Origin of the sequence: Cupriavidus sp. DL-D2 (genome assembly GCF_039710735.1) — a bacterium.
In the GTDB taxonomy this organism is placed as follows: Bacteria; Pseudomonadota; Gammaproteobacteria; order Burkholderiales; family Burkholderiaceae; genus Cupriavidus.
Genome location: NZ_JBDKXK010000004.1, coordinates 217,817 through 234,741, shown reverse-complemented (window position 1 = coordinate 234,741; position 16,925 = coordinate 217,817). Strand labels below are relative to the sequence as shown.

The following is a 16,925-nucleotide window of genomic DNA, read 5'->3' as shown; positions in this document are numbered from 1 at the left end:
CATGCCCTCACCCCCGGCCCCTCTCCCGTTTCACGGGAGAGGGGAGCAAACCGTCAGTCAAACCAGATCAATCAGAACAAATCCGCGTCCAGCGCCATCAGCGTGGCCGAACCGGCGCGGGCCTTGCGGATTTCGCCGGCGGTTTCGGGCAGCAGCTTGGCAAAGTAGAAGCGTGCCGTGGCCAGCTTGGTCACGTAGAACTTGTCGCCGCTGTCTTGCTTCTCCAGCGCGATCTTGGCCATGCGGGCCCAGAAGTAGGCAAAGACCAGGTGACCCACCACGCGCAGGTACGGCACGGCTGCGGCGCCCACTTCGTCAGGGTTGCCCATGGCCTTCATGCCGATTTCCATGGTCAGCTTCTGCACCTTGTCGCCGATGTCGGCCAGCGGGTTCACAAACTCCTGCATGGCTTCATTCGTGCCTTCCTCTTCCACGAACTGCTGCACGATCTTGCCGAAGATCTTCATCTTGGCGCCCATGTCGCCCAGGATCTTGCGGCCCAGCAGATCCAGTGCCTGGATCGTGTTGGTGCCCTCGTAGATCATGTTGATGCGGGCATCGCGCACGTATTGCTCCATGCCCCATTCGGAGATGTAGCCGTGGCCGCCGAAAATCTGCATGCCTTCGTTGGTCGACGTGAATGCGTTGTCGGTCAGGAATGCCTTGATGACCGGGGTCAGCAGCGCCACGAGGTCGCCGGCTTCCTTGCGCACGGCGGCATCGGGGTGCGACAGTTCGCGGTCGATCTGCAGCGCGGTCCAGTAGCTGAACGCGCGGCCACCTTCGGCATACGCCTTCTGCGTCAGCAGCATGCGACGCACGTCCGGGTGGACGATGATCGGGTCAGCGGCCTTGTCCGGCGCCTTCGGGCCGGTCAGCGCGCGCATCTGCAGGCGGTCCTTCGCGTAGGCCAGCGAGTTCTGGTAGGCCACTTCGGTCAGGCCCAGACCCTGCGCACCCACGCCCAGACGAGCGGCGTTCATCATCACGAACATCGCGTTCAGGCCCTTGTTGGCCTCGCCCACCAGCCAGCCACGTGCGCCGTCCAGGTTCATCACGCAGGTGGCGTTGCCGTGGATGCCCATCTTGTGTTCGATCGAGCCGCACTTGATACCGTTGCGCTCGCCCGGATTGCCGCTGGCATCGGGGATGAACTTCGGCACGACGAACAGCGAGATGCCCTTGGTGCCTTGCGGCGCGTCCGGCAGACGGGCCAGCACCAGGTGGATGATGTTCTCGGCCAGGTCGTGTTCGCCTGCCGAGATGAAGATCTTGGTGCCCGAGATGGCGTACGAGCCATCGGCCTGCGGCTCGGCCTTCGAGCGCAACATGCCGAGGTCCGTGCCGCAATGCGGTTCGGTCAGGCACATCGTGCCCGTCCACACACCGGATACCAGCTTGGTCAGGTAGGTCTGCTTGAGTTCCGGCGTGCCGTGCGCATGCAGCGCTTCATACGCGCCGTGCGAGAGACCCGGGTACATCGTCCACGCCTGGCCTGCCGAGTTCAGCATCTCGTACAGCGCGTTGTTGATGATGATGGGCAGGCCCTGGCCGCCGTATTCCGGATCGCAGGCCAGTGCGGGCCAGCCGGCTTCCACGTACTGCTGGTAGGCTTCCTTGAAGCCCTTGGGCGCGCGCACCACGCCATCGCCCACGTACGTGCAACCTTCGCGGTCGCCCGGCTGGTTCAGCGGGAACACCACGTCGGCGCAGAACTTGCCGGCTTCCTCGATGACCTGGTTGATGGTGTCCGCGTCGATGTCCGCGTGTTGCGGCATCGCCTTGAGTTCGGCTTCGGCGCCGAGCATTTCGTGGAGCACGAACTGCATGTCGCGCAACGGTGCGGTGTACTGGCCCATCAAAGACTCCTTGGAGGTTTTCAATGCCGCCACACGCGCATGCCGCACGCCCCTTGAAGAGGCGGTTGCGACCGTTGCCCGGGGGCGGCTCAGGTTCGGTAGGACTGAATCAGTTTATTGAGCGCGACCATGGCAAGCTCGGCACTGTCCGGCAGGCGCAGGAAACGAGCGTCGTGATGCAAGCCTAGTTCAAGGCTGTACATCTCGAACAGCATCAGTCGCGGATCGCAATCCGCGCGCAGGTGCCCCTCTTCCCTTGCCTGGTCGATCGCACGCATCAGCGCGGCCCGCCAGATCGTGACGCTCTTGACGAGCTCGTCACGTACCGGGCTTTCCGCGCGATCGTCGTACTCGACCGCCCCGCTGATGTAGATGCAACCCGTGGTCACTTCCTGGATGCGCTTTTCCATCCAGCGACGCACCATCGACCACAGGCGAGGCAAACCACGCGGCTCCAGCAGCGAGGGATAGAACACCTCCTGCTCGAACCGGCGGTGATACTCGCGCACCACTTCCACCTGCAGGTCTTCGCGCGAACCAAAATGCGCGAACACGCCGCTCTTGCTCATCTGCATGCGTTCCGCGAGCAGGCCGATGGTCAGCCCTTCCAGCCCGTCGCGGGACGACAGTTCCAGTGCGGCATCGAGAATCGCCACGCGCGTCATCTCGCCCTTGCGCAAGGGCGCGGGCGCGGCGGCGGATTCAAGACGAACTGACTGGTGTCGCATGGTTATCTCTCCGTTCTCGACAACACCCACCTGGGTGCTGCCTTTTTCAGCCCAACTCTGCCTGAGGCAGGCATCACGACAGCGTCGAGCCATCGTAATTGCACGAAGTCTAAGCCAAAAAAGAACGGTCGTTCAGATTATTCTGGCGGGGCCGACTGGCATCAAGCTTTTAATTAGATCGGGGTTTCTAAACGCCCGGCATCGCGCGCTTAATTTGCGGCGCAATGCAGCAATTGCTGAAAACCCCGTGGATTCAGGGCCGGCACGCCGACGTTTTCTTCGCGGTGTGCGGCAGGGCAGCATGTTACCGCGATGCCTTCAATAACGCCCCGTGACCCCGGCAATCACGACGCCCAGACGCAACACGTAGTAGGCCGCCCAATTGGCAAATCGCCGCACACGCGGCAGCCTGGCGTGTACCTCGGGCACCACACGCGCACTGCGTTGCGCCATGGCCCGCTCCAGCCGCTCGCGCAGTTCGTTCGCAAACCCCGCGTCATAAACGGCCACGTTGGCCTCGCGCGCCAGCAGCAGGCTGAAGGGGTCCATGTTGCTGGATCCGACCGTCGCCCAGATATCGTCCACCACGGCCACCTTGGCGTGCAGGAAACTCTCTTCGTACTCGTAGATTTCCACACCGGCTTCCAGCAGCGTGGCGTAGAGCGCGTGTGTGGCGTAGTGCTGCAGCTTGTACTCGACCATGCCCTGCAACAGCAGCCGCACGCGCACACCGCGCTTGCGGCAGGCCAGGAGCGCACGGCGCATCTTGTGGCCGGGCAGGAAATACGCGTTGGCCAGAATCACGTCATGGCGTGCGGCACCCAGCGCATAGAGGTATTCGCGCTCGATGGTGCGTCGGTTGCGCAGGTTGTCGCGCATCAGCAGCGATGCCGCCACCCCATCCGGCTGGATATCGCCGCGCGCGTGCCGAGCCGCGCGGGCCAGTGTCTCGACCTCGGAAAACGCGCTAGCGGTCTCGCGCAGCCCCCTGCGCTGTGCGATGCGGAACCAGAGCCGCGCCGCCGCCAGTGCGATCTGCGACACCAGCGGGCCGCGCACGCGCACTGCAAAGTCGAAGCGTGGCCCCAGGTCCGGGAGATGGATCGGGCCGTGGTTGTGATCGTCGATGATGTTGATGCCGCCGACGAAGGCCATCTTGCCGTCGATGATGGCCAGCTTGCGATGCAGCCGGCGCAGATGCCGCCGCGCCAGTTTGAAACCGCGCAGCGGTCCGTACACTTCCAGCTTCACGCCGCCGTCGCGCAAGCGCTGAACGAGCGCGACGGGCATGTCTCCGGCGCCGAAGCCATCGACGATCAACCGCGTATCCACGCCTCGCTGCGCCGCCGCAACCAGCGCGTCGGTCACCCGGGCACCGATGTCGTCATCGGCATAGATATAGGTTTCGATCACGACGTGGACCTGCGCGGCTTCGATGGCCTCGATCAGTGCGGGGAAGAAGTCTGTCCCGTTGCAGAGCAGGTCCACCCGGTTGCCCGGTACGGGGCTGCCGCGCCGCCGCATCCAGTGCATGAGCCGGGCCTTGGCCCGGGCGCCAGCGGCGCCGATCTCGTGAACGGATGTGGGAATGCCTGCCGGCGATGGGGCATGCGGCCCTGGCGCGTCCGGAATTTCGGACGGGGGCGTCTTCGGCGAATCGGATTCGGCGCGATCGTAGATCCGTGACATGGCTCGATTATCGACCAACGGGCGGCTCCTGCACATGGCCCGGGCCAACTCTGCTATTGTCAGTGCATTCTGACGCCCAAAAGAGAACGCATTGTGAAGGTATTCGGTATCACGGGTTCATCGGGCAGCGGCAAGACCACGCTGCTGGACCAGCTGATTCCCCGTTTCGTGGCCGATGGCCTGCGCGTGGCGGGCATCAAGCATACGCACCATGGTTTCGATCCCGACACGCCGGGCAAGGATTCGTGGCGCATGCGCCAGGGCGGTTGCGAGAACGTGGTACTGGTAGGCGCGCGGCACCTGACGTTGATGCGGCACTACCCCGAAGACAAACCCTCGCCAGAGATTGGCGAGGCGCTGGCCGTGCTCCCGCCAGACACCGATCTCGTCGTGGTCGAAGGCTACAAGTGGAGCGATTTCCCCAAGCTCGAAATCTATCGGCCCGCCAACGGCAAGGCGCCCCTGTGGACCGAAGTGCCCGGCGTGGTGGCCGTTGCCACCGATGTGCAAGCCGAGGTCGAAACACAGACCACGCTACCCGTGATCGACCTGAGCGACGTGGACGCGATCTATCACTGGATTCGCGACTACCTGGCGTCGCACTAAGCTCGCACCAGGCTCGCACTGACGGGGCGCTACGCCTCGGGTATCGCCATGCGATGGGCCAGTTCCGCCATCAACGGCACATGGTCCGAGCGCTCCGCCCATTCGCGGCCGGTCAGCGCCTGCGTTCGCTCGATCGCAAACCCGCGCACGTAGATGCGGTCGAGTTGCCACCACGGCATATGGCTCGGGAACGTGTGGATGCGTCCGTTCTTGGCGTGCGCGGACTCCACGGCATTGAGCGTATTGCAGATCTTGGCGTCGAGCCGGTGATTCCAGTCGTTGAAGTCGCCCGCGATCACCAGCGGCGCGGTGTCCGGCACCACGGCACGCACGCGCTCGACCAATGCACTGGCCTGCCTTACGCGGCTACGCGCGAACAGTCCGAAATGGACGCAGATCAGGTGCGCCTCCACCCCGTTGATATCCGCCACCGCATGCAGTAGCCCGCGCTGCTCGAAGCGATGGTCCGAGATATCGAGGTTCTCCGACATCAGGATCGGATGGCGCGACAGGATCGCATTGCCATGATGGCCGTGCTCATACACTGCGTTGCGTCCATAGACCGAGTGCGGGTAGGCATCCGTGGCAAGGTAGTTGAGCTGGGTGTGGTCGGGATCGAATAGTTCGGCTGCAATCAACCGGTCATTGCGGTCCTGCACTTCCTGCAGGAAGACGATGTCGGCGTCCATGGCCTGCAGCCCAGTGCGCACGCTCTGGATGCGCGGCTTGCCGGAGAAGCCCTTCACGCCCTTGTGGATGTTGTAGGTGACGACGCGCAGCTTCATCGCGCCACCCCGCCTTCCAGCGTGCGGTCAAGCCTGCCGGCCTGCGTGCGCCACGCCAGTTGCCGCACCGCCTCTGCATTGCTGCTCGAAAAACAGCGCTCGGCAGCGGTTTGCCAGGGCAGCCACTCATACCGGGTATGTTCGCGCGGCGCCAGTGTTACTGGCACCGGTGCCGGCACGCACAAGCCAAACCAGTGCTCGGTATTGCGCACAATGCCGGGGGCGTAGCGATGGCGCCACTGCGGATAGATTTCGTAGTCGATCGTGTGGTGCCAGTCGGTCAGTTCGAAGCTCGCGGCCACGATGCCGGTTTCCTCGGCCACCTCGCGAGCGGCCGTGACAGCCAGCGGCTCGTCGTCGGCATCAAGGCTGCCCGTGACCGATTGCCAGAAACCAGGCCGGTCGGCACGCTCGATCAACAGGACTTGCAGGTCTGGCGTATGAATGACGACCAGTACCGATTCGGGAATCTTGTAGCGCATGGGGCGGCGGAAGAGACAGACCCCAAGCATAGCGCAGCGGCGCTGGGTTGGTGTGTAGGCGCCTGTCCGATTACTGTCTAGTTACCGCGATGTGGAATAGCGACGCCTCAGGCCGCAGTCTGTTCGCCCGGCTGGCGCGGCGACAAATAGTGGGTATCGGACGCCGCAGGCGGTTGACGCGGCACTTCGCTCTCGGTGCCCGCCCCCTCATGCAGCCAGGTATCAAAGACCTGGGGTGAATCGCCATGGCCCCATGCCGCCCGCAGTTGCTGCATCAGCGGTGCCAGCGTCCGGGTATAGCGCTGGGACGCCACGTGCGCATGCTGGGCCAGCGCATCCGTGCTTTCGCGCACCTGCGCGGCGAGTTCCGCACGTTCCTGGGCGATTTCCTTTTCGCGCACGCCAAGCTGGTTGTACTTCTGGATCAGGAAGCGCTGGTAGTCGCCCGCCTCCACACCCTGTGCGGCCTGGGCGTTGACCTGCTCGAACCGCATCACGATGCTGGCCGTTTCCTGTTCGACATGCGCGGCCTCGGCAATCCGCTCCTGCAATGCGTCCTGCAGACGCAGGGCTTCGCGGCGATGGGTCTGCAGACGCGTGGCTTCGTCGTCGAACGTGCGCTGTGCGCCCAGGTAAGCCTGCACCACGGGCTGCGGCGCCACTACCAGCAGCGGATCGGCACCGCCGGCGCGGCGTCCCGAAAGCAGTGCATCCTCAGGCAGGCGCAGGTTGCCGACATCTTCCAGCCACCGGCCGCGCGCCATCACCGTGGCAACGGTGTCCAGCGCCAGCTTGCGCAGTGCCTCGGCACGCTGTGCCTCCACCGGTTCGCCGTCCCGATCTGCGTCGGCGGCCACGGCATGCGCCCCCTGCACGGCATGGGCGATGTCAGGCACACATGCGGCCACGGTGGTGGCCACCGATTCCGACATGGCCTGTGCGGACCTGCGCACCGCGCGGCGCAGTTCGAAGCGCGCCACCAGCATTACCAGCAGGCCGGCCACGAGCCAGGTCAGAATGGTCTCGGCATGGGCCAGAAGAAAGGCCCGGATCAGTTCGGTATCGAGTTGCATTGGTCTTATCCTCCCACGTCGCGGCTGGCCTTTCGGGTGGGCCGGCTTCGCGCGTATCCGGGGAGAAGACATTCACCGTCGCAGCTTCGTTCCTGCTGGTAACAAATGGAAACGCATCCTTGCGCGGAAAACAAAAAAGCCGCGCAGTAGCGCGGCTTTCCTTCAGCGGATGAAACACCGGGCCGATACCCGATTCGCCTTAGGCCGTGGTCTTCGGCTCCTGCGCGCGCAGGCGGATATGCAGCTCGCGCAGTTGCTTCTCGTCGACCGAGCTCGGGGCTTGCGTCAGCAGATCCTGGGCGCGCTGCGTCTTCGGGAAGGCGATCACGTCGCGGATCGAATCGGCGCCAGCCATCATCGTCACGATACGGTCCAGGCCGAAGGCCAGGCCACCGTGCGGCGGCGCGCCATACTGCAGCGCGTCGAGCAGGTAGCCAAACTTGGCGCGGGCTTCCTCGGCACCGATCTTCAGTGCGCGGAACACCTTGCTCTGCACGTCTTCACGGTAGATACGGACCGAACCGCCGCCCATTTCCCATCCGTTCAGCACCATGTCGTAAGCCTTGGCGATGCACTTGCCCGGATCGGTTTCCAGGTATTGCATGTGCTCGTCCTTCGGGCTCGTGAACGGGTGGTGCATCGCCACCCAGCGTGCGTCTTCCTCGTCGTACTCGAACATCGGGAAATCGATCACCCACAGCGGCTTCCAGGTGTCCTCGAACAGGCCCGTGCTCTTGCCGAATTCCGAATGGCCGATCTTCAGGCGCAGCGCGCCGATGGCGTCGTTCACCACCTTGGCCTTGTCTGCGCCAAAGAAGATGATGTCGCCGTCCTGGGCGCCGGTGCGCTTCAGGATTTCGGCAATCGCCGCATCGTGCAGGTTCTTCACGATCGGCGATTGCAGGCCGTCGCGGCCCTTGGCCACTTCGTTCACCTTGATCCACGCCAGGCCCTTGGCGCCATAGATCGCCACGAACTGCGTGTAGGCATCGATTTCACCGCGCGAGATGGCGTGGCCACCCGGCACGCGCAGACCCACCACGCGACCGTTATCGCTGTTGGCCGGACCCGAGAACACCTTGAAGTCGACGTCCTTCATCACTTCGGTCAGCTCGGTGAATTCCAGCTTCACGCGCAGGTCCGGCTTGTCCGAACCGAAGCGGGCCATGGCTTCGCGGAACTCCATCACCGGGAACTTGGAAACCAGGTCCACGTCGATGGTGTTCTTGAACACCGTGCGCATCATGTCCTCGAACAGGTCGCGAATCTCCTGCTCGGTCAGGAACGACGTTTCGCAGTCGATCTGCGTGAATTCAGGCTGGCGGTCGGCGCGCAGGTCTTCGTCGCGGAAGCACTTGGTGATCTGGTAGTAGCGGTCGAAGCCCGAGACCATCAGCATCTGCTTGAAGATCTGCGGCGACTGCGGCAGCGCGAAGAAGTGGCCCGGGTTCACGCGCGACGGCACCAGGTAGTCGCGGGCGCCTTCCGGCGTGCTCTTGCCGAGCATCGGCGTTTCGATATCGATGAAGCCCTGGGCGTCCAGGTACTTGCGCACTTCCATCGCCACCTTGTAGCGCAGGCGCAGGTTGTATTGCATCTGCGGACGGCGCAGATCCAGCACGCGGTGCGTGAGGCGCGTCGTCTCCGACAGGTTGTCGTCGTCCAGCTGGAACGGCGGCGTGACCGACGGGTTCAGCACCGACAGCTCATGGCACAGCACTTCGATCTTGCCCGAGGTCAGGTTGCTGTTCTCGGTGCCGGCCGGACGCGGACGCACCTTGCCCACCACGCGGATGCAGAACTCGTTGCGGATCTCTTCGGCGGCCTTGAACATTTCCGGACGGTCCGGATCGCACACCACCTGCACCAGGCCCTCGCGATCGCGCAGGTCGACGAAGATCACGCCACCGTGATCGCGGCGGCGCTGCACCCAGCCGGTCAGGGCCACTTCCTGGCCGATCAGTTGTTCGGTCACCAGACCGCAGTAGTGAGTACGCATGGAGGACATAGGAGGAATTCCCTGTAAAGCGCGGCCGCAAGGCGCGGGCCGCGCGCAATCAATTGGTTTGCGTGTCGGCGACTTCGTCGCGGGCCAGTTCGGCGTGTCCCTCGCGGGTATCGTCGTTCGGCTTGCGGGGCAGGTCCGTCGGGGCCACCACGCCCATCGACACGATGTACTTTAGGGCCGCGTCGACAGTCATGTCGAGCTCGATCGTATCGGCCTTCGGCATCATCAGGAAGAAGCCCGAGGTCGGGTTCGGCGTCGTCGGGACATAGACGCTGACGTACTCGCCTTGGAGGTGATTCTGCACATCGCCGCCCGGCCGGCCCGTCAGGAACGCGATGGTCCACGACCCCTCGCGCGGATACTGCACCAGCAACGCCTTGCGGAATGCATTGCCCGACGAGGACAGCAGCGTGTCAGATACCTGCTTCACGCTGGTGTAGATCGGACCCACCACCGGGATATGGCCCAGCAGCGCTTCCCACCAGCGCACCAGCCGCTGGCCGATGAAGTTGTGGGTCAGCACCCCGACCAGCAGGATGAACAGCAGCGTGAGGATCGCGCCCAGACCGGGAATGCGGCGCCCGAACAGGTTCTCGGGCTGCCATGCCACGGGCAGCAGCGCCATGCTCTGGTCCATCGTGCCGATGATCAGGTTGAGCACCCACAGCGTGATGCCCAGCGGCACGAGAACGAGCAGGCCGGTCAGGAACCAGGTCTTGACGGCGGAAGTTTTCTTGGCGACCACGTCGTGCCCGCGCTTATTGGCTGGCCGACGAGCCAGCGGCGGGCGCAGCCGCTGCCGGGGTCGAAGCCGATGCGTCGGAAGTGGCCGCCGGCGCAGCCGCTGCGGCCGCGCTGTCGCCCGACTTGGCCGGTGCGCTGGTGCCGCCGTTGCCGCCGCGGAAGTCCGTGACGTACCAGCCCGAGCCCTTGAGCTGGAAGCCGGCTGCGGTCAGTTGCTTCTTGTAGGTGCCGGTGGCACCGCAGGATGGGCAGTCCGTGAGCGGGGCATCGCTCATTTTCTGCAGCACATCGCGCCCTTGGCCGCAGGCGTCGCAACGGTAGGCATAGATCGGCATGGTTATTTCGTGAAAATCGGAACGTAAAGCGGGTAGATGGCACCGTCGCCGGAAACCACAAGGGCGACCATCATGTCGACGGGCATACAGATGTGCCGGACGCGTGACGATGCAAAGCCTCGGATTATAAACCGTCGTCAACCCGTATACCGGCAGGAATTGCGGTCATTCGGAGCCCCATTCGTCACGAACGGGCCAATTTCTCCAAATGTTACGCGATATGCACTTCTTGCGTAGGAGGCCGGTCACTGATCAGTTGTGGCAGCAGCGATCCGAACACCATGCCGCCAATCGAGAACAGCAGCCCCACCATTTGCGGCGGCACTGCAGCATCGGCATAGCCCACCTCGCAGATCAGCCAGGAGGACAGGCCCAGGACGATGGCCAGCAATCCGCCCTGGCGTGTTGCCGGCTTCCAGAACAGGCCAAAGGCCAGCGGCACGAACGACGACACCAGCGTCACCTTGTAGGCGTTCTCGACCATATGGAAGATCGACAGGTGCGAATTCAGCGCGAACAGCGTGACCAGCACCGTGAAGACCAGCACCACTGCCTGCATCACGCGCAGGAACTGCTTGTCGGTCAGATGGCGAAAGTACGGGCGCAGGATGTTCTCGGCAAACGTCACCGACGGCGCCAGCAGCGTGGCCGACGCGCAGCTCTTGATGGCCGAAAGCAGTGCGCCGAAGAACATCACCTGCGCGAACATCGGCGCGTGCGTCAGGATCAGTTGCGGCAGGATCAGTTGCGAATCCGTGTCGATGTATTTCTGCACCATCTGCGGATCGATCATCGTGGCCGAGTACGCCAGGAACATCGGGATGAATGCGAAGAAGAAGTAGAGGACGCCGCCCAGCACCGAGGCGCGGCCCGCAATTTGTTCGGTCTTCGAAGATGTCACGCGCTGGAACACGTCCTGCTGCGGAATCGACCCGAGCATCATCGTGAACAGCGCCGCCGCGAACCCGATGATCTGCACCAGGTCCAGCGATGGCCAGAATTCAAACTTGCCCGCCGCCGCCGCATGCGAGACCACAGCCGAGACGCCACCCGCCTGTCCGCCCACCTCGTACCCGATATAGACCAGGCCGATCACGATGATGATCATCTGGATGAAGTCGGTAATCGCCACCGACCACATGCCGCCGAACAGCGTATAGACCAGCACGCTGGCCGCGCCGATCATCATGCCGGCGTCCTGTGACAGCGCACCATCGGACACGGTGTAGAACACCAGTCCCAGCGCCTTGATCTGCGCCGCCACCCAGCCCAGGTACGACACCACGATGCAAAGCGTGGTCAGCACCTCGGCCAGCCGGCCATAACGGTTGTGATAGTAGTCGCCGATGGTGAGCAGGTTCATCCGGTACAGCGGCCGGGCGAAGAACAAACCCACGAGGATCAGGCAGAGGGAGGAGCCGAAGGGGTCGGACACCACGCCCGACAGGCCCTCCTTGAGGAATACGGCCGGGATGCCGAGCACGGTTTCGGAGCCGAACCACGTGGCGAAGACCGTTGCGGTGACGATATGGAAGGGCAGGCTGCGGCCCGCCACGGCAAAGTCTGCGGTGCCCTTGACGCGCAGCGCCGCCCACAGGCCGATACCGACCGAAATGACCCAATAAGCGATGACGAACCAGATCAGCATGCCGCTGCCCTATCCCAAAATGCCAGAAATGCCCTGGTGGCGAGAAACCGAATGCCGGCGAGCGCTGCATCGTGGCAACACCCTGCCGGAGTCCAATTCATCGGTCGGGGCCGCGGGCGCCCGGCGGGGGGCATGAGCGGTCGTAGCCGAATCAAAACGCGGATTATAGCGATGGAGACTGGCGGGGTCGAAAAAAAATCCCGCCACCCGGAGAAATGCCCGTATTGGGGCACTTCGTGTTGTTTTGCTGACGTTGGCGGATAGTCCGCCGGACGCTGTGCCGCTTACCAGTACCCTGCCCAGGCCATCGCCTGGACGATCACGATGCCAGCAAGGAAGCCGCCCATCAGCATCAGCGCCGTAGACAGGCGCCGGTTGGTACGGCGCTGTTCGTGGACCAACTGCGCCAGCAGCCGCTCCTGATCGCCGTTGTGGACCATGGCACGGCGCTCCAGGAACTGGTGCGCCAGGCGCGGAAAGTCAGGCAGCATCTTGGCCCATTGCGGCGCCTCGACCTTGACGCGTTCCCAGGCGCCCTGCCAGCCAACCTGCTCGTACATCCACTTCTCCAGGAAAGGCTTGGCCGTCTTCCAGAGGTCGAGGTCCGGATCGAGCTGGCGCCCGAGCCCTTCAATATTGAGCAGCGTCTTCTGCAGCAGCACCAGTTGTGGCTGAATCTCCACATTGAAGCGTCGCGACGTCTGGAAGAGTCGCATCAGCACCATGCCCAGCGAAATCTCGCGGAGCGGCTTGTCGAAGTACGGCTCGCAGCAGGCTCGGACGGCGGACTCCAGTTCCTCGACACGCGTCGAGGCCGGCACCCAGCCCGACTCCACGTGCAATAGCGCCACGCGGTGGTAGTCCCGTCGGAAGAAGGCGATGAAGTTCTGCGCCAGATAGTTCTTGTCGAATTCAGACAGCGCCCCGACGATGCCGAAGTCCAGCGCGATATACCGCCCAAAGGTCTCCGGCTGGACCGACACCAGGATGTTGCCCGGGTGCATGTCCGCATGGAAGAACCCGTCGCGGAACACCTGCGTGAAGAAGATTTCCACGCCCTCCTCGGCCAGCTTGTGCATGTCAACGCCAGCCGCCTTGAGCGATTCGGTGCGCGAGATCGGGATGCCATGCATCCGCTCCATCGTGAACACCGAACTCGTACACCAGTCCCAGAACACCTCGGGCACGCACAGCAGTTCGCTGTCGGCAAAGTTGCGGCGCAACTGGCTGGCGTTGGCTGCCTCGATCATCAAGTCGAGTTCGTCATGCAGGTACTTGTCGAACTCGGCGACCACCTCGCGCGGCTTGAGGCGCCGGCCGTCCACCCAGACTCGCTCCAGCCACGTGGCCATGTCGGCCATCAGCGCCAGATCGCTGTCGATCACCGGCAGCATGCCGGGCCGCAGCACCTTCACCGCCACCTCGCGGCCATGGTTCGGGCCGCCGCGCAGCGTGGCGAAGTGCACCTGCGCAATCGACGCGCTGGCCACCGGCTGGTGCTCGAAGTTGTCGAACAGATCGTCCACCCGCCTGCCGAGCGATTTCTCGATGATGCGCACGGCCAGTGCCGAGTCGAACGGCGGCACCTGGTCCTGGAGCATGGCCAGTTCGTCGGCAATATCCGGCGGCATCAGGTCGCGCCGCGTGGACAGCACCTGTCCGAACTTGACGAAGATCGGGCCCAGGGTGGTCAGCGCCAGCCGCAGCCGGACACCGCGCGGCTGTTCGAGCTTGCGCCCAATGGTGATCACGCGCACCAGGAACTTGATCCGGCGGCTCTTGAAGCCCGACAGCACGAGTTCGTCGAGCCCGTAATACAGGATGACAAAAATAATCTTGCAGAGACGCAGCAGGCGGGTCATGCGAAATCTTCAGGGTGTGCGCCGCTCTGGGCGGCGACGGGAGGCAACATGGCGGAAAGCATCTGCCAGGATCAGCGGTGGGCCGAAGGCAGCGGGGCTGGGGCTCCTCCATCGGCCGACCGCTCGAGGCGGTCCAGCTTCTTTTCGAGGCGTGCCAGGTCGTCGCGCAGGCGCGCCACATCAGTACTGAAACCGTCGAGCGCGGCATGGCGGACCAGCGTTGGCTGCTCGTCGAGCAGGTATTCGGTCACGTTATCGAGCAGCGCCCGACCCACGCGCGTGGCCCCCTCATGCACTTGCCGCGCGCCATCGACCATGCGCTGCGCCACGCTGTCACTGACCGGGCCGCCCATCACGCCCCGCAATGCGCGCGACAGGTCTTCGGCCGCATCCCAACGGAGGTTACGCGCCAACGTGGACACGGCATTGGCAAACTCGGCGTCACCCTCGATCCGCACGTGGCGCATGGCAGCGGCTTGACCGCCCTCGGCCACATCGGCCACCACGAGCGGCCATTGCTGCAGCGGCACCAGCAGCGTTACCGCCGGCGTCTCCGTGGCAGGCGCCTGCTCGATGCAGCCCTGCCCCGTCACGCGCAGCGACAAGGCGAACGCCGCGGCGTCAAAGACGATCACGCGGCCAGCGAACGGCGCCAGCAGGCTGCATGCCCAGGGTTCCTGTTCGATCAGGTGATTCAACGCGGCGACGATCGGTGCAGCCAGCGGGGTCGGCAAAGCGTTCATGGCGTCCGGGAGTTCGGGCTTGGCCCAACAAAAAAGGCCCACGCGTACGTGGGCCTCCATTCTAAGCTACTCGCCCGCCGCTTCATGTCATCGTCGCGGCCAGGAGCGTGTCAGCGATCAGGACTCCTGCTGGATACCAGCCAGTTGCCAGCCGCCGGTGCCGGAAGTCGCCTTCGCCAGATTCCAGACCTCGCCAAACGGCTGGGCGGCCTCGTCGGCCTTCTCGCGGATCATGCCGGAGAAGCGCACGCTCGCGATGTACTGGGTGGCGGTGGTCTCGATACCCAGCAGTTGGGCGTCGAGCGTGACCACATCGGTCTTGTTGACTTCGCCGGCCGGACGTTCGGCCAGATCCATCTTTAGTTCGGCAAACATTTCCGGCGTCGAGAACTCGCGGATATCGTCGAGATTGCCCGCGTCCCAGGCAGCCTGCAGGCGCACATAGTGAACCTTGGCATTGCGCACGAAGGACTCGACATCGAAGTCCGCCGGCACGCCCCACGGTTGCTGCACTGCCGCAGCACCCGCGACACCCGCCGCTGCACCACCCATCACCGGATTGGCAGCCGCACCGCCGAAACTCGGCGAGGCATCCTGCTGACGCAGCGTCGGTTCTGCCTCACGGTTCATGCCGCCGAACGGGTTGTTGCTACCGTTGCTGGCGTTGCCCATGCCGGCGAAGGCCGGTTGCTGTCCCGAAGTCTTCGAGCCACGGAACTTGCGGAACAGCCAGACGGCGACCAGTGCGATCAGGCCGAACAGGATGATGTTGCTCAGGATGCTGGCCGCTGCGCCACCGAGACCGAAGTGCGACAGCAGGTAGCCGATACCCAGGCCCGCCGCGAGGCCGCCGAGCATGCCGCCCCAGTTACGCTTCGGTGCCGCAGCTGCTGCACCACCCGCCGCACCCGCTGCTGCCGGTGCCGCCGCGTTCTGGGCCGGCTGGCCCGGAGCGGTGTTCTGCTGCGGAGGCGTGGCCTGGCGCTGCTGCGTCACGTTCGACGATTGCTTGCCGACGCTGCGCGAACCGCCCATGCGCTTGGCTTCGGCATCCATTGCCGCCCCGAACGCCACCGTCGCAATCAGCGCGAGGGCGAGGAATTTTCCACGAAAAGAAGTCATATGCAGTGATCCCCTGTCATTTCCGGCCTTTTTTATCCGGATATGGCGAATTAGTACTTTCTACCAACGTGGAGCGCCACGACTCCGGCCGTCAGATTGAAGTATTCGACCTTCTCGAGGCCTACTTGTTCCATCAAGCGTACAAGTGAACCCTGGTCTGGATGCATTCTGATCGATTCCGCGAGATAGCGATAGCTAGGGGCATCCCCGGCCACGCGTTCGCCCAGCCATGGAAGCACCTTGAACGAGTAAACATCGTAGGCTTTTTCGAGCGGCTTCCAGACCTTGGAGAACTCCAGCACCATGACCTTGCCACCCGGCTTGGTCACCCGGCGCATCTCGGCCAGGGCTTTATCCTTGTGCGTCATGTTGCGCAGGCCGAACGCCACCGTCACCAGATCGAAGTAGTTGTCCGGGAACGGAATCTTCTCGGCATCGCACAGCGCCACCGGCGTGACCACTCCCTTGTCCAGCAGACGGTCGCGGCCTACGCGGAGCATCGACTCGTTGATGTCGGTCAGCCAGACTTCGCCGGTCGGGCCGGCGCGCTTGGCGAATGCCTTGGCCAGGTCGCCCGTGCCGCCGGCGATATCCAGCACCTTCTGGCCGGGCCGCACATTGGCCTGGGCGATGGTGAACACCTTCCAGAGCCGGTGCATGCCACCGGACATCAGGTCGTTCATCACGTCGTACTTGCTTGCCACCGAATGGAAAACGCCGGCTACCTTGCCGGCCTTTTCCCGTTCGTCGACTTTCTCGAACCCGAAGTGGGTTTCGCTCATTCTCTGACTCCAGGTACTGAATTCAATGATGGTGGCCGCAACCGTGACCACCCGGGGCGGCCATCGGCGTATCGCGATTGGCGCCGGCGGCTTCGAGCCGCTTCAGGTAGTCCGCCCAGAGTGCGTCCTGATCGTCGCCCAGCCGGTACAGCAGGTCCCACGTATAGATGCCGGTGTCGTGGCCGTCATCGAAACGGATCAGGATCGCGTAGTTGCCCACCGGCTCCACCGCCGCGATACCGACGCCGCGCTTGCCGGTCTGCAGCGTTTCCTGCCCGGGTCCGTGGCCCTTGACCTCGGCGGAAGGCGAATACACGCGCAGCAGCTCGAAAGGCAGCCGCCATGTGCGGCCATTGTCGAAACCGACTTCAAGCACGCGCGACTGCGTGTGAACGGTCAGCGCGGTGGGGTGCGGGGTGTCTTTGTCCAGGCCAGCCATGTTAGGGGCGCGACGTCGCC

Annotated in this window: 16 protein-coding genes; 1 reads left to right on the top strand and 15 read right to left on the bottom strand. The window is 64.0% G+C overall.

Features of this window, described 5'->3' with window-relative positions; genetic code table 11:
* Positions 1–71: 71 nt before the first annotated feature.
* The 3 genes from ABDB81_RS03975 to clsB all read right to left on the bottom strand — a co-directional run bounded on the left by ABDB81_RS03975 (position 72) and on the right by clsB (position 4,120).
* Positions 72–1,859 (bottom strand): acyl-CoA dehydrogenase C-terminal domain-containing protein, encoded by a 1,788-nt coding sequence (locus tag ABDB81_RS03975; RefSeq protein WP_160471433.1) that lies wholly within the window; start codon positions 1,857–1,859, stop codon positions 72–74.
* Between the two features lie 89 nt (positions 1,860–1,948).
* Positions 1,949–2,539, bottom strand: a complete 591-nt coding sequence (locus ABDB81_RS03970; RefSeq protein WP_130391262.1) for a TetR/AcrR family transcriptional regulator — start codon at positions 2,537–2,539, stop codon at positions 1,949–1,951.
* 366 nt (positions 2,540–2,905) lie between these two features.
* Positions 2,906–4,120: a cardiolipin synthase ClsB gene (clsB, locus tag ABDB81_RS03965; RefSeq protein WP_249359192.1), complete on the bottom strand. Its 1,215-nt coding sequence runs from the start codon at positions 4,118–4,120 to the stop codon at positions 2,906–2,908.
* Positions 4,121–4,369: 249 nt separating this feature from the next.
* On the opposite strand from clsB, the gene mobB reads away from it, so the two are divergent.
* Positions 4,370–4,882, top strand: coding sequence for a molybdopterin-guanine dinucleotide biosynthesis protein B (gene mobB / locus ABDB81_RS03960; protein ID WP_160471430.1), 513 nt, complete (start codon positions 4,370–4,372; stop codon positions 4,880–4,882).
* 29 nt (positions 4,883–4,911) lie between these two features.
* Here the strand turns inward: mobB and ABDB81_RS03955 are convergent, their stop codons facing one another.
* From ABDB81_RS03955 to ABDB81_RS03900, 12 genes are all read right to left on the bottom strand, one after another.
* Complete coding sequence (locus ABDB81_RS03955; protein ID WP_137924110.1) at positions 4,912–5,667, bottom strand: endonuclease/exonuclease/phosphatase family protein; 756 nt, start codon at positions 5,665–5,667, stop codon at positions 4,912–4,914.
* On the bottom strand, positions 5,664–6,149 hold the full coding sequence (nudB, locus tag ABDB81_RS03950) for a dihydroneopterin triphosphate diphosphatase (RefSeq protein ID WP_346809862.1): 486 nt from the start codon (positions 6,147–6,149) through the stop codon (positions 5,664–5,666). Before nudB ends, ABDB81_RS03955 begins: the two co-directional genes overlap by 4 nt.
* Positions 6,150–6,256: 107 nt before the next feature.
* The gene (locus tag ABDB81_RS03945) at positions 6,257–7,222 is read right to left on the bottom strand and encodes a hypothetical protein (RefSeq protein ID WP_160471425.1); all 966 of its coding nucleotides are present in this window, start codon (positions 7,220–7,222) and stop codon (positions 6,257–6,259) included.
* Positions 7,223–7,421: 199 nt separating this feature from the next.
* Positions 7,422–9,230 (bottom strand): aspartate--tRNA ligase, encoded by a 1,809-nt coding sequence (gene aspS / locus ABDB81_RS03940; protein ID WP_160471423.1) that lies wholly within the window; start codon positions 9,228–9,230, stop codon positions 7,422–7,424.
* Between the two features lie 49 nt (positions 9,231–9,279).
* Positions 9,280–9,975 (bottom strand): DUF502 domain-containing protein, encoded by a 696-nt coding sequence (locus ABDB81_RS03935; protein WP_137924106.1) that lies wholly within the window; start codon positions 9,973–9,975, stop codon positions 9,280–9,282.
* 13 nt (positions 9,976–9,988) lie between these two features.
* Positions 9,989–10,309, bottom strand: coding sequence for an FmdB family zinc ribbon protein (locus tag ABDB81_RS03930; protein WP_346809859.1), 321 nt, complete (start codon positions 10,307–10,309; stop codon positions 9,989–9,991).
* A gap of 211 nt (positions 10,310–10,520) precedes the next feature.
* Positions 10,521–11,957 carry a sodium:solute symporter family protein gene (locus ABDB81_RS03925; RefSeq protein ID WP_137924104.1) on the bottom strand — a complete coding sequence of 479 codons (1,437 nt, stop codon included), beginning with the start codon at positions 11,955–11,957 and terminating at the stop codon, positions 10,521–10,523.
* 284 nt (positions 11,958–12,241) lie between these two features.
* Positions 12,242–13,819, bottom strand: coding sequence for a ubiquinone biosynthesis regulatory protein kinase UbiB (ubiB, locus tag ABDB81_RS03920; protein ID WP_137924103.1), 1,578 nt, complete (start codon positions 13,817–13,819; stop codon positions 12,242–12,244).
* Between the two features lie 71 nt (positions 13,820–13,890).
* Positions 13,891–14,562: an SCP2 sterol-binding domain-containing protein gene (locus ABDB81_RS03915; protein WP_137924102.1), complete on the bottom strand. Its 672-nt coding sequence runs from the start codon at positions 14,560–14,562 to the stop codon at positions 13,891–13,893.
* Positions 14,563–14,679: 117 nt separating this feature from the next.
* A complete protein-coding gene (locus ABDB81_RS03910) occupies positions 14,680–15,684 on the bottom strand; it encodes a Tim44-like domain-containing protein (RefSeq protein WP_160471422.1) in 1,005 nt (334 codons plus the stop codon).
* A gap of 50 nt (positions 15,685–15,734) precedes the next feature.
* Positions 15,735–16,466: a bifunctional demethylmenaquinone methyltransferase/2-methoxy-6-polyprenyl-1,4-benzoquinol methylase UbiE gene (ubiE, locus tag ABDB81_RS03905; RefSeq protein ID WP_137924100.1), complete on the bottom strand. Its 732-nt coding sequence runs from the start codon at positions 16,464–16,466 to the stop codon at positions 15,735–15,737.
* A gap of 22 nt (positions 16,467–16,488) precedes the next feature.
* Positions 16,489–16,905 carry a DUF971 domain-containing protein gene (locus tag ABDB81_RS03900; protein WP_137924099.1) on the bottom strand — a complete coding sequence of 139 codons (417 nt, stop codon included), beginning with the start codon at positions 16,903–16,905 and terminating at the stop codon, positions 16,489–16,491.
* Positions 16,906–16,925 lie beyond the last annotated feature (20 nt).